Genomic DNA, 14,865 nt, shown 5'->3' with positions numbered 1-14,865 from the left:
GGCTCCTCCACTTTTCTTGATTGTCATCACGGCCGCCTTTTGTAGAGTTACTCATTTCATCAAACTTATGTTTTACGTAATTAAAAAATAGTAAAGAGTTTTTAATGAGAGCAGTTAAAGATCAAAAAGAATGAAGGAGTCAGGGGTTTTGAGGCGAAATTTATTTCGTTGAATGTTCTATTCAGGAGTAAGCCGGATTGGTGGTTATTAGATATCTATGAAAAATAAAGAAAATATATCCGATGGGGAACTACGTTTCATCGTAGGACGTGAAAAAGAACTCTTGATATTCGAGAGTCTTCTCGGCAGGGTCCGTAGTGAGGGGCAACCACGATTGCTACATCTGTACGGAACCGGTGGAGTAGGTAAAAGCACGTTTCTTCGATTGTGCCGCCAGAAGGCCTTCGAGTTAGATGTGTGTTTCATGCAGTTGGACAGCCGGGATTTCAATCATTCCGAACGTGGCATCGCGAATGCATTGCTAAGGCAGATCCAATGCCCTCCTGATTCTGAATTGGACCTACTTCAGGATTTCTGTACTGAACTGGAGAGTCTTGCTGGGGACCGGATAGTCGTACTCGCGATAGACACATTTGAAGAAATGCGGAATATGGAGAATTGGGTGCGCGAACGTCTGATTCCCCTGCTTCCGCAACGTTCGCTTTTGCTCTTTGCCGGACGTCATCCGCTGCGCGGAGGGTGGCTATTGTCGCCTGTATGGCGAGAGCGTCTCCGACAGTTACCCATTCCACAACTGGAGCGGTCGGACTGTGTACGTTACTTGGAGATGTGCGGCATCACAAGCGAAGGGAATGTTGAATTGATCTGGAGACAGACGACAGGTCACCCGCTAGCAATGTCGCTTGCAGCCGCAGCACATACAATGAATGCGGATGCGAAGACAATCGTTGGCGATGACTTATTCGATGAACTTGCGGCATTATGGATGCAGGAAGTACCCGACAGAGAGCTTAGGAGACATGTGGAGTCTGCGTCAGTTCTGAGGGTTTTTGATCAGGAGCGGTTATCTTTTGTGATGGAGGAGGCTGTTCCGTCTGATGTTTTTGACCGATTGTCATCTTTGTCGTTCGTAAGGAAATCGGAGCGAGGGTGGCAACTCCATGATCTCATGAGGGAGTCGACGCTTGCTCGTCTCAAGGAAAGAGCGCCGAATCAGTATCGTCGATTGATGGAGCGTAGCGCCGCTTATTATGCTAATGCTATTCTCGCCAGTTCAGATAGGAGTATGATGGAGTGGGAGGTTGGTGAGCTTTTTCGATACACGGGGGTGGACGTGCTTCGTGCATTGTTAGACGAACCGGAGAACAGCTCGTATTATTGGGAAACCGTTACGGATGTTACATTGCAAGATGCTCTTGCTTATGCGGAATGGAGAGAAAATAACACGCAACCTGTATCCGGAGTCGAGATTGACCCAGTTACTGGTGAATTGTTCCGAATCGAATATACAGCTGAACAAGTGAGATATAATGCAGCACCGCTCGATCTTAAGTCATTATATGTTTTGGAGCCCTCATCCATAAAACTGCTTCGGGATGAAGAGGAGCGTGTTTGTGCTTTGGCTATTTGCATACCGTTCCATGCTGTTACGTTACCTTGGCTCGAGCAGGATCCGCTTTGTAGTCCTTATTTGAATTCACTAAAGCTGGAGGAACGAACCCGACTAGCGTCTCCTCAAGAGCAACCGGCTGGTTGGTTCTTACGTTCTTTCGATTATGCGGACATATTGAATCCAAGACTTAGGACGACTGCCATCTATCTCATCTATTCGTTCCTTTGCAGAGGTGGATTACTTGTCTGCACTCCATTCGATAACGAAATCGGACGCAAAGCGTATACAGGATTTGGATTCAACATCGTAGAGGGTGCGACTCACTGTAACCATGATGGTCGTACCCCGACGCCAACCTACGAGCTTGATACAAGAGGAGAGAAACTGCTCGAATTTTTGAACCACTTGTTCCGGCGAGCAGGCATGGAGTGGAAATCAACCATAGTTAATACAGATGAGGGGACCGCTCTCCTTCTGCATTCCCCGCTCTTGGATCTGTTGAGTGACCGCGAAAGAGAAGTCGCGCTGCAGGTGCTATCCGGCTTTTCAAATATGGAGATTGCCAAGAATCTGATCATTACCGAATCGACAGTGAAGAAACACCTGAAATCGATCTATGTTAAGTTGGACATTCATAAGCGGACCCAGCTTGCTGTCAAACTAATGATTAAACCATAATGTCGGATTGACGACGCATCACAATAAATGGAATTCCCCCTTTGGGGCAAGGGTATCGTCGAGCGTTCGGAGAGCTCCGACGTATACCCGGTTCTGGGTGGTTGGTATGGCTAGGGGAATTCGTACCAGGGATCTGATCTTCTCAGCAGCAGACCGAATCGAAGGCTTTCCCTATTCGGTCTAGTTGCTCGCGAGAATCAACGCTGAACATGGTAAGCTCAATAATATCGAATGCAATCGCAAACAGATCATTTGTTAGCTCACGTCGCTCACCGCTTTTCCATGTGGAAATATGGTTCAATGTGCTGGCTTTCATTTGTTCTGCATAGTACTGAACGTTACTCCAGTGAATTTCGATTGAATAATCCGTCGTTGTTTCTTGTGCAACGTACCTTCACTTAGAACAAGGCCATCCCAGTGAGACGCTTAACTTCCCCGAAAGCTCCTCCCTTGACGAAGGAGTCTGCCTTCGTAATCATAATCTCTTTAAACAATTCTGGATGAAAATGGCTTGGATACTTTTTGGACCTAGCCGGAATTTCGCTACGTTACCATACTTACTTTGTGAAGCATGTACATCATTCGTAAGGGATCCTCTCGAAAAGCTTTTAATGCCCCACCAATTATCTGCATTAATATTTCCTCCAAATTTCTCCGGAAGGGGATGCTGTTTTATCTAAAACGTTAGAATACAAGAGTACCCGAATGGGTACTACTCTTCTAATATTGGTCTTTGCTATGATCAGTGAAGTATCAATAGTCATCGGCCATGTGGTTAAGATTGGGGTCGGACAAAAGATGATTGACCATTCAATGGGAAAGGGAAGGGAAGGGAATTTGTACTAAGGAGGTGAAATTATCCATTTGCATTGCAGTTGCTGTTTTATTCCTGACAGGGTAATCAGTTTTGACACACAATACGGAATACTCATATTTTGCTGTAAATAATGGCGGGGTGAATGCATCCTTTGAGAGTATTTTGCAGGAACCGAGACCTAGTAATTGCAACTTCTCGCCCCTTTAATCACTCGGCTTCGGCTTGAAGCCTCTCCTTCCATTATCCAAAAAAGAAAGGACTTGTTGACAATTATGACATTTCGTCAAGTCATTCGTTTCCTTGCGGTTTGCAGCATCCTCGGAGGCTTCTTTCGAGCCATAATGACACCATTTGCGCTTGGTTTGGGGCTTAATAGTATTCCAGAATTGGTGTCGGGAGTACTGGGTACGATGTTTATGGGAATCGGGATGTTTGGGCTGTATTTCTTACACATTGGAAAGCTAGGGAAACTTGGGTTTGCGGCATTCGCTATACACTCGGTTGCTAGCTTTCTGCTAATGGCGCTCGTATTTGATTCGCTTACCTTCAAGGTTTATGAGCCTGCCATGCTGGACTCTACTAACCCTCCTTTGCCAATCGCGATCACGGGGTTAACATCCATGCCGCTACTTGTCCTTAGCATGATTCTTTTTCCGGCCTGCGTGTTCCGAACGAAGATTTTCTCCAAACTACCTGCAGTTCTGTTGCTCGCGACACCTGTACTGAATTTCTTGCCGGTTGTCTCTGACATAGGACCATTACTGTGGGGTTTCGCCTTTATCCTGTTCGGCATCGAAGCCTGGCAGCAGGCAGGTCAGATATCGGAATCTGCCAATCGTGAATCGGATCTTGCCATCACATCCTGATTTTGCTACTCCGCCAAATCGGCAACTTAAGGTGGTGGAATAGATAAAAGATCGGTTGTGAAAACAGCAGAAACGGAATCGAAGCTTGCGAAAAAAGATCGCGAACTCCTCAAGACCTTTTTGGCCAGGCGGGTGCGATCTTTTTACTCATCCATGTAAACGAGTATTATTTATCATTCAAGAACATATAAGAGGGTAGGAGGTTGAAAGATGGAAACATTAACTGTCATACATAATGCACGTCTTGCATTCTCTGGGGAACAGCAATCTTCTGCGGCTGTTTGGATTCGCAATGGCATTATTGAACAGGTGACAAGGAATGACATAACCGAAGAGGAGAAAAACGTTAAATTGATCGATGCAAGGGGCCAAATGCTTATTCCAGGTATGATAGATCTGCATATTCACGGGGCTGCAGGATATGACATGATGGACGGAACGGAAGAGAGCGTACAGGCAGTCTCCCGGAAATGCGCTGAAACCGGCTGTACATCGTTCCTGGCAACATCTGTTAGCTCTACCATTGAGGATCTGTTGGGAATGATCCAAGGTGTGAAGGCTGTCATCGGCCAGGAAGTTGGAGCTCGGATAGCAGGATTGCATCTTGAAGGACCTTACTTAAATCCTAAGCGTAAGGGCATGCAGAATGAGGCATACTTGCGCCATCCCAATATAGATGAGATGAAGAGTATTCTCAAGGAAGCTGGTCATTTGGTAAAGATGGTAACATTAGCACCTGAGTTGCCAAACGGGATGGAACTGCTATCGTTCCTTAAACAGCAGGGGATAATCGTGTCTCTAGCACACTCTGACGCGACCTATGAGGAAGCCAAACTGGCGTTCGAGGAGGGAGCCAGCCATGTAACCCACTGCTTCAACGGTATGCCACCGATACATCATCGTGCCCCCGGTCTAATAGTAGCGGCATTCGAGGAACCGCATGTAAGCCTGCAAACCATAGTTGATGGTGTGCATCTACACCCGGCTGTCGTTCGCTTGATGCACCGCATTAAAGGGCCGGAGGGTATGGTGCTGATTACTGATGCACTGCAAGCGATGGGTCTCGGCGATGGTGAATATTCTTTTGGAGGTCATGTTGTCACCGTATCTGAGGGTATAGCTCGATTGCGAGATGGAACGCTAGCGTCTAGTACCGTTACAATGAACGAGGCTTTGCGATTAACGACGATAACTGGTATACCCGTTACAGATGCAGTAGCAATGGCTGCCACGACACCTGCCACATTACTCGGTTTAGATCGTCTTGGGCGGATTGATACTGGTTATTATGCCGATCTGGTACTCTTGGATGAAGACTTTAAAGTTACGTGGACGATGATCCGTGGTGAAATCCGATTTTCTGTTGGCGAAGAAAATGAAGGATAAATTTCCTGCACAATGCCATCATAAGTCTGCTGTTTTCTTCTGTTAATTCTAGTAGGTTGAAAACAAAAGATAGATTGCTACAATAATTAATGATCCCCCCATTGCGATGTTAAAAATCTTAATGCCGTTCTTCACTTTAGTGAGAAATTGCAATTTAGATCCCAGAAGTGCCCAGACGGCAAGAGACAGATAGCAAATGAGAAAATAAATACACAAAAATACAAGAAGCATAGATGTAGTCAGACCAAAAGCGGAAACACCGGAAAAACATGCAATCCAAGCCTTGGGGTTAAGCCACTGCAAGAGAAAACCATGTTGAAAACGCGGTATTTGTTCCTCCTTGAACTCAATTTCCGGACGTGAAACCATAATTTTGTAGCCAATATAACCTATATATCCTGTCCCTAAATACCTTAGTAAATCATAGAATATAGGAACTTGTTCCACGAAATTGGATATTCCTAATCCAACAGCGGTCAACAAGAACGTAAACCCGATAGTTGCGCCGGATACGAAAGGTAATGTGCGTTTAAATCCAAAATTCACCCCCGAAGAAAGTATCGTCATGTTGACTGGGCCTGGAGAGATTGACATGGATAATGAAAAAAAGCACATCGCAATGAAAATTGACATTCGTGCACACTCCCTATATAAGTCTTTGATGGTAACTATATTCCACCAAGATAAAACCGTCCGATTTCAAATTCTGATCGAATTATGAAACGAATTCATTATGATGATTGTATTTTCTCAACCATAAACGTAATTTCCATCTCCTTAACAAGACGAGCCCTCGCAACCACTCATCAACAACAAATGAGATCCAGATCCCGAGCAAGCCGAGTTCGAAGTATATTGCAAGTAAATATGACATGACAACACTAATCCCCCACATGGAGATTATCCCTAAATAAACAGCGAAATGAATATCGCCCAATGCGCGTAATGCACCAAGGATGACTAAATTGAATGATCGCCCAGGTTCTAATAGGATAGTTACCAACAGAAGTAAGCTTCCCGATTGTATGATGGCTGGATTATCAGTGAATATTTCAAAAAGTTGGTTGGAGAAAATATACATGATGATCCCCATCCCTAACGAAATGGCAAAAGAAATGCGAATGCTATAGATACAACGTTCATAGACGTCTTGAAAATGTCTTGCTCCTGCCAAATGTCCTATTAAGATTTGAGTTCCTTGACTGATAGCCATGCTAAACAAGTAGATAAACATCATTAGGTTTTCCGCATAAACCTTGGTTGTAAGAGCTTGAGTACCCAGAAATGTAGTGATATAGGTAATGGCTAACTGAGAAGTATGGTATGAAAGCAGCTCACAAGCAGAGGGTACCCCTATTTTGAACAGTCTTTGCAAATGTTCCATTGGCAAACTAAAAATATTTGAAAACGGCAGTGGATATTCAACGCGCTTTGTTAGGATCACGAGTATGACAATAAGCCCTATAGCTTTACTAAACGTTGTTGTAATAGCCACTCCGAATACACCTAATATCGGTATCCCGAAAGGACCGAAAATAAAAAGGAAATTGCCAATGACATCAAATAAATTCATTCCGATCGTGACAAACATGACATCCTTTGTGAAGCCATGACTTCTGAGCACAGCACTTACAGTCAGAATAACAGCGGGAATAAACGAGAATCCCCCAACGAAAATAATGTATAGCATAGCTTCACTAAACAGTTCCTGGGGTAATCCCATGACTCGAAGAATTTGTTCTCCAAACAAATAAATCATCACGCTTAATACTAATCCAAGAATTAGATTTCCGAATATGGAGACTACGGCCACTTCCGATGCTTTTTGAAATTCTTTTGCGCCAAGATGATGCGCTACTAGCACAGATGTACCTGTTGCGATTACACCGAAAATAAGAATTATGATATAAATAATTCGGTTGGCTACACCAACCGAAGCGACGGAGTTGTCTGAGTATTGACTTAACATCAATGTATCTGCGTTCCCCATTAGCATATGTAGCAATAATTCAACGAATATCGGCCATGTTAACCCCAATATGCTTAAGTTTCTTATTTTTTTCTCGGTCATGTATTTCCTCACTTTACAGGTTAGTTCATCCCTGGACCAAAAGGAGGGGCGTCGAGGATGAGATCAGGAATATTGTGAATAAAAGTAACAAAAAATTTACGTGCGGCAACCAATGCATCGTGAAGATCTAGTTCTGTAATCGTATTTATATGAATAAATAGAGGATGCTTGTTCATAGCTTCAGTCTCCTTCATTAAAAATAGGTTTCAAAAGTGGAAGTGTGTCAATAGAGTCATTATCACATCCGAGTTGGAAACAGTATAGTACCCGAAAGGGTACTTGTAACTTCCGGCAGTGTGAACATGGAATAATATCCCAGAACAAAAAAATCCCTTCCGACTTTCCTGTTAGGAAGTGGAAGGAATTTGAAGTCTAATTCAGGGGGCTTTTATGGAGGATTCGCTCTAATATTAGAGCAACTCCATCATTATCGTTCGTTTCTGTTATTTCTGTTGCAATTTCTTTTAATTCTCGAATTGCATTCCCCATTGCTATCGGAAAACCGCATGAATGAAACAAACCTAAATCGTTGAAGTCATCACCAAAACACATAACATCACTCATTTTATATCCTTGTGATTCAATCAGATATTTAACGGCATTTTCTTTAGAAGATCTAACTGACATGATTTGAATCAATTTTCCATCATCTGTGTTCAAGATATGAACCTGGTCTCCAAACCTATTAACGATATCTTCAGTATTCTTATAATCGGTTATAAGTATTTTAGTGCAATCATAGGTTTTTAATTCTTCAATATTGATAATTGTTGGGTTTGTTGTAACCTTCATCATTTCTCGATAATCTAACGATTTATAAGTGAACCATTCATTTTTGACTTCGACACTGATATTAGCTTCAGGGTCCACCGATAAGCAATAATCGAAAATAGCACCAACTAATTCTTTTGATATTGAATAATGAATTTCCTGATTTGTAACGTTACATCGAAATAAAGCACCGTTATAAAACACCATCGTCCCAAAAGAGGACAAATTTACGTTTCCATAGTTAACAGCCCTTGGCGGACGAGCTGTTGCAAAAATAATCTGAATACCATCAGAATTTACCTTCTGCAAAGCAAACAAATTTCTTCGAGATATTTGTTTCTTTGAATTTAGAAGAGTACCGTCCAAATCCAATACAATCCACTTAGGGTTCATAACTTCTCTCCATTTATAATCTCCATCAAGTATTTTTATCCATATTACCACAATGTTGGTAATGATGAACTTTATATGATCAAAAAATAAAGCTTGAACGTGACGTAACGTAACCCTGTATAATCAAGACAACGATACGACGAAATGGGGTATTTTGTAAATGGCAGTATTAGTTTGCGGCGGAACCGGCTATATTGGAAGCCATGTAGTTGCCGCCCTCATAGAACAGCATGAGGAAGTTGTTATTATAGACCGCATGGCAACCGGTAGGGAGAAGGCAGTACTGGGCGGTAAACTGTATCTTGGGGATTTGAATGATCCGAAGATATTGGACACTGTCTTTAAGGAAAATGAAATCGAAGCCGTCATTCACCTGGCGGCCAGTTCTCTTGTCGGCGAGAGTATGACGCAGCCATTAGCATACTATCGCAATAATGTGGAAGGAACATTGCGATTGCTAGAAGCTATGCACAAGCACCGCGTGGATAAAATCGTATTTTCTTCTACAGCTGCGGTTTATGGGGATCCGGAACGGATTCCGATCCGGGAAGCCGACCGAAAGATGCCGAGGAATACCTATGGGGAAACCAAATTAGCAGTGGAACGGATGCTACATTGGGCGGAACAGGCCCACGGCATCAAATATGTGATTTTGAGATATTTTAATGTTGCAGGAGCTCATGACAACGGGTTAATCGGAGAGGATCACGATCCGGAAACTCATCTTATCCCTTTGGCTATTCAAGCTGCATTAGAACAAAGAGAATCCATGATAATCTATGGAGCCGATTACTCAACGAAAGACGGAACCTGCGTTAGAGATTATATACATGTTATGGATGTAGCCGAGGCGCATCTTTTGGCGGTGAACAGCTTGAGGAACGGGGGGAAAAGCGCCGTTTATAATCTCGGTAACAGCGAGGGCTATACGGTAAAAGAAGTAATTGAAGCCGTCAAGAAGGTTACCGGACGGGAATTTCCCATTCAAATTGCCCCCAGACGCCAAGGAGATCCGGCTGTATTAATCGCATCGCCTGATCTCATCATGGAAGAGCTGAACTGGTACCCGAAGCGAGGCAGCCTGGAAAAAATGGTCGAAAGCGCCTGGGAGTGGCATCGCACACATCCATACGGATATGCTGAAAGTAAACAGGGGCCATGGCGGGGGGAGTTACTGTCTTGAAGAGGAGGGACAAAGAGTATCTGACAACCGGACAGCTCGCGAAACGGACGGGAATGACAATTAGAACCTTGAGATATTATGATCAGATCGGATTGCTCAAACCATCGCAATATAACGATGCTTCTGTCCGTTTGTACAGTAAAGAAGACTTAGTGCGGCTGCAAAAAATACATGCACTAAAATATATCGGTCTGACGCTTTCCGACATTAAACAAATTATCTATGAAGGCTCATTTCCCGAACAGGACTTAAGAAGCTCTCTAATCATGCAAAAAGAAGTAATCCGGCAAAAAATTGCCCACATGCAGTTTGTATCCAAAGCAATCGATGAAGCGCTGGATATGCTCGGAGAACATCAAGCAGAAGCGGATTGGGATAGCTTGTCGGACATCATTCAGACGATTCATACCGAAAAAAATTGGGGTGAGCAATACCGCAACGCACTCCGGCTGCAGGCAAGAATCAAGCTGTACGACCGATTCAGCGTCAATCAAATCGGATGGCACCGGTGGTTCTTTGATCAACTCGGGTTGGTGCCCGATCTCAAAATATTGGAACTTGGCTGCGGAGATGCTGCCTTGTGGAGCCGAAATATTGACAGGGTTCCGCCATCGTGGAACATTACGCTTACCGACAAATCACCGGGCATGATAGAGGCCGCCCGCACCAATATAAATGACCAAAACAACCAATTCACGTTTTTGACGGTTGACGCGCAATCGATTCCATTCCACGACGGCGAATTCGATATCGTCATTGCGAATCACATGCTTTATCACGTGCTGGATATCGGGCATGCTCTGTCTGAATGTCACAGGGTACTAAAGAGCGACGGTTTGCTCTATACGTCTACCATGAGCAAGAGCCACCTTCAGGAAATGGAGCAACTTGCGAGGGCATTCGACCCTGCTATACGGGTGCTGGACGATGTCATGGAACGGTTCCACTTGGACAACGGATCGGAGATTTTGGCTTCTCGATTCACAGATATTGAATTGATCCGATATGAAAATTACATGTTGGTGAATGAAGCGGAACCGCTTATTCATTACATGATATCAACACCAATGAATGCAAGACATTTTCTTACAGGCGAAAGATTAGAAGCCTTCCGATCGTATTTGAATGCGAAAATTCAGGAAGGTAACGGAAGAATCTTTATTACGATGGATTCCGGATTTTTTCTATCAAGAAAATGAGGGTTGTCTGAATGATTTATTGCCAGATAAGCACATAACGAGGAGGATTAATATGAACATTTGCACGAATCCAAGGGTAGAAATAATGGCTGAGACGGTATTATCCACTAATTGGTATCTACTAAAGAAAATCACATTTTCCTACCAGAACAACAACGGTACTTGGGAAACCCAAGAGAGAGAAGTTTATGACCGCGGAAACGGGGCTGTCATTCTTCTGTACAACCGGGAAAAGCAAACCGTCATTCTCACCCGTCAGTTCCGAATGCCGACTTATGTCAACGGCAATGACACGGGGATGCTTATCGAGGCGTGCGCGGGTTTGCTCGATTCGGACAGCCCGGAGGAATGCATTCGCCGGGAAACAGAAGAAGAAACAGGATACAAAATCACAAGCGTTCAAAAGCTCGGTGAAGCCTATATGTCACCGGGTTCGGTGACAGAGTTGCTGCATTTTTTTGTAGCAGAATACGATTCCCATATGCGGGTGAATGAAGGCGGAGGAGTTACGGAAGAACAGGAACATATTGAGGTATTGGAGCTCCCTTTTGCGGAAGCACTGGATATGGTCAAACAAGGTCAAATCAGGGACGCCAAAACGATTATGCTGTTGCAGTACGCGCAAATATACCAGCTTTTTCAACCGGCGCGAATAGCCGAGCATATATTAATCGCCGGTCCTTACCGATCTAATACAGGCGATGATCCCTTGCTTATCGAAAAAAATATGCGGTATATGAATGAAGCTGCCCTCAGGGTTTATGAAATGGGACATATGCCTGTTCTTGGGGAGTGGTACGCACTCCCATTGATGGACACAGCCGGATCCCGCACTATAGGGGATGTGGTATACGACCGCATTTTTCACCCGTCAGCAGTGAGATTGCTGTCTCATTGCGATGCGGTATTGCGAGTCGGAGGGCCTTCGGCGGGTGCAGATGAAATGGTGAGAGTAGCTGCGGAAAAAGGGAAAACCGTATACCGAAATATTAATGAGATTCCGATTATTTTTTAGGCAGCCATGCAGGGTATGGTTACTACCAGACGAATACATCTCGGTTGGAGGCCGTTGAGTCATGATCAAAAAGCTTCGGCATTATCGCGAGGCCACTGAAAAAGCAGTGTATTTTCCGTAACGCATTGCTTTTTTAGTTTTATGTTAAAGAAAAACAACGAAAAGACCGTTTAAAGCCTTCTCACAGGCTAAAAACGGTCTTTTTGCATCTTTGAAAAACGACGTCAGGACTTTTTCAGTGGCCTCCATTATTGTGCCGAGCTTTTTAACATTTAGTCAAAGAGCCAAATGGCATAATATGTTGTCACACATTGCTAACTGACGTTTTCATGCGGAGTTTAATAATGTTGTTGACACGACACCAAATGGTGACCTATAATCAAAGTGTCACTAAATGGTGTCCGATCAGAAGTATACCATTTGGAAAATTTGGAACCTGAATAAGGTTCACTTGAAACCATTATGAGGAGGAAATAAATGAGTACGATTATCGGTACGGAAACAACCACGAAAGTAGAAGCCCGGCCCCGGGGAAAATGATTGCTTATTGGACAGTCACATTGCTGCTCGCTGCATCTGTTATGTTAAGCGGTATCGGGCAACTGATGCAATTGAGGGGAAACATCGAGTTAGTGAAGAATCTTGGTTACCCATTATACGTATTAACTATTCTTGGGATTTGGAAAGTGCTTGGAGCCATCGCTGTCGTCGTGCCGGGTTTTCCTCGGCTTAAAGAATGGGTTCACGCTGGTATCTTCTTTTTAATGACAGGTGCAGCTTTATCACATATGTTTGCTAACGATTATGGTGATTACGGATTTTATATTATCCTCCCGCTTTCCTACGCTGCACTAAATATCGATTTCTACTATCGAAAATAATATTTGGGAGAGGGTGCTGTGAGCGAGAACAATCAGTTGCGGGATGTGTTTGACGCGATTGCAGATCCAACTAGGCGCCGATTGATTCGTCTATTAGCAGAGACAGAGGAGTTACCGCTTCATGAATTAACGGCACAGTTTCAAATGGGCCGTACAGCGGTATCCAAGCATCTTACAATCCTTAAAGAGGCCGGACTGGTACTTGACCGAAAAGTCGGCAGAGAAACACGATTTAGGCTAAACGCCTCCCCACTCAAAGAAATTCAAGATTGGGTGGCTTTCTACAGCAAGTTCTGGAGTGGGAATATATTGCGTTTAAAACAACTATTAGAGGAGGAAGAAGAATGAGTTTAACATTAACTATGGATTTTCAGTTTACGACATCAATCGAGAAGCTTTGGTCCGCATTAACCGATTCAAGCAAGCTTGCCAAGTGGGTGGCAAACATCCACACCGGTCAAGCGATGGAGAATGATTTTAAGCCCTTCGTAGGACACCGTTTTCAGTTTCGAACTCAGCCGACCGAATATTGGAATGGGATTATTGAAGGCGAAGTGCTTATCGTGGAGCAACCAAATCGGTTGTCCTATACTTGGGCTAGCGGAGAGAAGCACACGGTCACCTGGACGCTGAAGGATTTAGGGGATGGAAAGGTTAACCTTCATCTCGAACAAACCGGAATCTCAAACGATCAAGCACTGGGTGGAGCTAAGTATGGCTGGAGTAAATGGTGCGGCGAGCTTGAAAAGGTGTTGGAACAATAACCGCAAGCGGCTACAGAACCATGGCGGGATTCCTGCCATGGCTCTGTAGTCACTTGCCGATGCTAAGCAGGTCGAAAAATTGAAGAGGAGTGTTCCTTGATGACAAATAGTAGAATGAATCCTAAGGTTGATGGTTTTTTAAGAAAAGCCAAAAAGTGGAAGGCGGAATTTGAGAAGTTGAGAGATATCGTTCTTGACTGTGAGCTGACCGAAGAATTTAAGTGGATGCATCCTTGTTACACGTTTGAGGAAAAAAACATAGTTTTAATACATGGATTTAAGGAGTATTGTGCGCTTCTGTTTCACAAAGGTGCCTTGTTAAAGGATACCCATGGGATTCTAATCCAACAAACGGAGAATGTACAGGCGGCGCGCCAGATTCGGTTCACCAATGTTCAAGAAATAATTGAAATGGAAACCATCTTGAAAGCCTATATTTATGAAGCCATTGAAGTTGAAAAAGCCGGTTTGGAAGTGAATTTTAAGAAGACGACAGAATTCATAATCCCTAAAGAATTTCAAAATAAACTCGATGAAATCCCTACCTTGAAAACTGCTTTTGAAGCATTGACGCCGGGACGGCAAAGAGCATACATTCATTATTTTTCAGAACCCAAACAACCCAAAACTCGAGAGTCAAGGGTTGAAAAATATTTGCAGCAAATTCTCGATGGAAAGGGATTAAATGATTAGTACAAGAGCTTTCTTGAATTCCTGAATAAAAAGTAAATATAAAGCGAATAATTGCCTAGTAATGAATTCACCTTTAGGAGGCTTGCAATGACTGAAAATAAACAGTATGAAGAAGTCGAAGACTTCGTAAGCTTTGAAGCTATGTCGGCTATGACTGCTGCTAAGATGCCAGATGAAAGCGAAAACCCTGATGATCATGATCCGAAGAAAGATAATCAATTCGATAATCAATTCTTATATCCGCCGATTAATCCGCATCCCCGAAATGACTTAGAATAGTATCATCTGCCAATGTACCCCGACAAATAAGTATCCGATGAAGTTTGGTTCTCGTCAGAGGGAACGATAGCTCGATTGAGGCTGCCGACACAGATGCAGCCTTTTTTATGCCCTAAACAGCATTCTCATGGGGTTATACTGCTTACTTTCCCGTGACGGGCAGTTATGCTTGAACCCTAGAGCCTGTCCCAAGGCGAAGTTTTTGTGCTTGAGAGTGGAGGAGCTTGCTTTGCGGCGGCTTTTTTTCTTTTGTGAAGGTCTAGCAGTAAAGTTTAGATATAAGGATTATTTCTTAT

The 14,865-nt window shown here is 43.6% G+C and carries 14 protein-coding genes and 1 pseudogene; 11 read left to right on the top strand and 4 right to left on the bottom strand.

Translation table 11 applies throughout. From position 1 onward, the window contains the following. The first annotated feature begins 334 nt into the window (after positions 1-334). From ICC18_RS22530 to nagA, 3 genes are all read left to right on the top strand, one after another. Positions 335-2,251 (top strand): response regulator transcription factor, encoded by a 1,917-nt coding sequence (locus ICC18_RS22530; protein ID WP_223192787.1) that lies wholly within the window; start codon positions 335-337, stop codon positions 2,249-2,251. A gap of 1,089 nt (positions 2,252-3,340) precedes the next feature. Further along, the gene (locus tag ICC18_RS22525; protein WP_188176706.1) at positions 3,341-3,934 is read left to right on the top strand and encodes a hypothetical protein; all 594 of its coding nucleotides are present in this window, start codon (positions 3,341-3,343) and stop codon (positions 3,932-3,934) included. 210 nt (positions 3,935-4,144) lie between these two features. Then, on the top strand, positions 4,145-5,320 hold the full coding sequence (gene nagA / locus ICC18_RS22520) for an N-acetylglucosamine-6-phosphate deacetylase (protein WP_188176705.1): 1,176 nt from the start codon (positions 4,145-4,147) through the stop codon (positions 5,318-5,320). Between the two features lie 48 nt (positions 5,321-5,368). On the opposite strand, the gene ICC18_RS22515 is transcribed toward nagA, so the two are convergent. The 4 genes from ICC18_RS22515 to ICC18_RS22500 all read right to left on the bottom strand — a co-directional run bounded on the left by ICC18_RS22515 (position 5,369) and on the right by ICC18_RS22500 (position 8,555). Beyond that, entirely contained in the window at positions 5,369-5,953 is a 585-nt protein-coding gene (locus ICC18_RS22515) for a LysE family translocator (protein WP_188176704.1), read from the bottom strand. Positions 5,954-6,035: 82 nt separating this feature from the next. Further along, positions 6,036-7,391, bottom strand: coding sequence for an MATE family efflux transporter (locus tag ICC18_RS22510; RefSeq protein WP_188176703.1), 1,356 nt, complete (start codon positions 7,389-7,391; stop codon positions 6,036-6,038). A gap of 20 nt (positions 7,392-7,411) precedes the next feature. Beyond that, positions 7,412-7,567 carry a hypothetical protein gene (locus ICC18_RS22505; protein ID WP_188176702.1) on the bottom strand — a complete coding sequence of 52 codons (156 nt, stop codon included), beginning with the start codon at positions 7,565-7,567 and terminating at the stop codon, positions 7,412-7,414. Between the two features lie 196 nt (positions 7,568-7,763). Next, on the bottom strand, positions 7,764-8,555 hold the full coding sequence (locus tag ICC18_RS22500) for a Cof-type HAD-IIB family hydrolase (protein WP_188176701.1): 792 nt from the start codon (positions 8,553-8,555) through the stop codon (positions 7,764-7,766). A 160-nt stretch (positions 8,556-8,715) separates the two neighbouring features. On the opposite strand from ICC18_RS22500, the gene galE reads away from it, so the two are divergent. The 8 genes and pseudogenes from galE to ICC18_RS22460 all read left to right on the top strand — a co-directional run bounded on the left by galE (position 8,716) and on the right by ICC18_RS22460 (position 14,569). After that, a complete protein-coding gene (gene galE / locus ICC18_RS22495) occupies positions 8,716-9,738 on the top strand; it encodes a UDP-glucose 4-epimerase GalE (RefSeq protein WP_188176700.1) in 1,023 nt (340 codons plus the stop codon). Beyond that, positions 9,735-10,937 (top strand): MerR family transcriptional regulator, encoded by a 1,203-nt coding sequence (locus tag ICC18_RS22490; protein WP_223192786.1) that lies wholly within the window; start codon positions 9,735-9,737, stop codon positions 10,935-10,937. The genes galE and ICC18_RS22490 overlap by 4 nt, the downstream gene beginning before the upstream one ends. A gap of 52 nt (positions 10,938-10,989) precedes the next feature. Further along, positions 10,990-11,952 carry a GDP-mannose pyrophosphatase NudK gene (gene nudK / locus ICC18_RS22485; RefSeq protein ID WP_188176698.1) on the top strand — a complete coding sequence of 321 codons (963 nt, stop codon included), beginning with the start codon at positions 10,990-10,992 and terminating at the stop codon, positions 11,950-11,952. A gap of 477 nt (positions 11,953-12,429) precedes the next feature. Continuing rightward, a pseudogene (locus tag ICC18_RS22480) lies at positions 12,430-12,833 on the top strand (DoxX family protein). Positions 12,834-12,851: 18 nt separating this feature from the next. After that, positions 12,852-13,181: an ArsR/SmtB family transcription factor gene (locus ICC18_RS22475; protein WP_188176697.1), complete on the top strand. Its 330-nt coding sequence runs from the start codon at positions 12,852-12,854 to the stop codon at positions 13,179-13,181. Continuing rightward, complete coding sequence (locus ICC18_RS22470; protein WP_188176696.1) at positions 13,178-13,597, top strand: SRPBCC family protein; 420 nt, start codon at positions 13,178-13,180, stop codon at positions 13,595-13,597. The genes ICC18_RS22475 and ICC18_RS22470 overlap by 4 nt, the downstream gene beginning before the upstream one ends. Before the next feature lie 99 nt (positions 13,598-13,696). After that, entirely contained in the window at positions 13,697-14,290 is a 594-nt protein-coding gene (locus ICC18_RS22465) for a YdeI/OmpD-associated family protein (RefSeq protein ID WP_188176695.1), read from the top strand. Positions 14,291-14,377: 87 nt separating this feature from the next. Further along, positions 14,378-14,569, top strand: coding sequence for a hypothetical protein (locus ICC18_RS22460; RefSeq protein WP_188176694.1), 192 nt, complete (start codon positions 14,378-14,380; stop codon positions 14,567-14,569). The last annotated feature ends 296 nt before the right edge of the window (positions 14,570-14,865 follow it).

The organism is Paenibacillus sedimenti, assembly GCF_014534655.1.
Classification (GTDB): Bacteria; Bacillota; Bacilli; order Paenibacillales; family NBRC-103111; genus Paenibacillus_E; species Paenibacillus_E sedimenti.
The sequence above is the reverse complement of the archived record's forward strand: the minus strand, read 5'-3'. Positions and strand labels throughout refer to the sequence as shown.

Bases quoted from the DNA above. Each gene is read 5' to 3' on its own strand.
- ICC18_RS22525 (WP_188176706.1), top strand. From the start codon at position 3,341: ATGACATTTCGTCAAGTCATTCGTTTCCTTGCGGTTTGCAGCATCCTC.
- ICC18_RS22465 (WP_188176695.1), top strand. From the start codon at position 13,697: ATGACAAATAGTAGAATGAATCCTAAGGTTGATGGTTTTTTAAGAAAA.
- galE (WP_188176700.1), top strand. From the start codon at position 8,716: ATGGCAGTATTAGTTTGCGGCGGAACCGGCTATATTGGAAGCCATGTA.
- ICC18_RS22500 (WP_188176701.1), bottom strand. From the start codon at position 8,555: ATGAACCCTAAGTGGATTGTATTGGATTTGGACGGTACTCTTCTAAAT.
- nudK (WP_188176698.1), top strand. From the start codon at position 10,990: ATGAACATTTGCACGAATCCAAGGGTAGAAATAATGGCTGAGACGGTA.
- ICC18_RS22510 (WP_188176703.1), bottom strand. From the start codon at position 7,391: ATGACCGAGAAAAAAATAAGAAACTTAAGCATATTGGGGTTAACATGG.
- ICC18_RS22470 (WP_188176696.1), top strand. From the start codon at position 13,178: ATGAGTTTAACATTAACTATGGATTTTCAGTTTACGACATCAATCGAG.
- ICC18_RS22460 (WP_188176694.1), top strand. From the start codon at position 14,378: ATGACTGAAAATAAACAGTATGAAGAAGTCGAAGACTTCGTAAGCTTT.
- ICC18_RS22515 (WP_188176704.1), bottom strand. From the start codon at position 5,953: ATGTCAATTTTCATTGCGATGTGCTTTTTTTCATTATCCATGTCAATC.
- ICC18_RS22505 (WP_188176702.1), bottom strand. From the start codon at position 7,567: ATGAACAAGCATCCTCTATTTATTCATATAAATACGATTACAGAACTA.
- nagA (WP_188176705.1), top strand. From the start codon at position 4,145: ATGGAAACATTAACTGTCATACATAATGCACGTCTTGCATTCTCTGGG.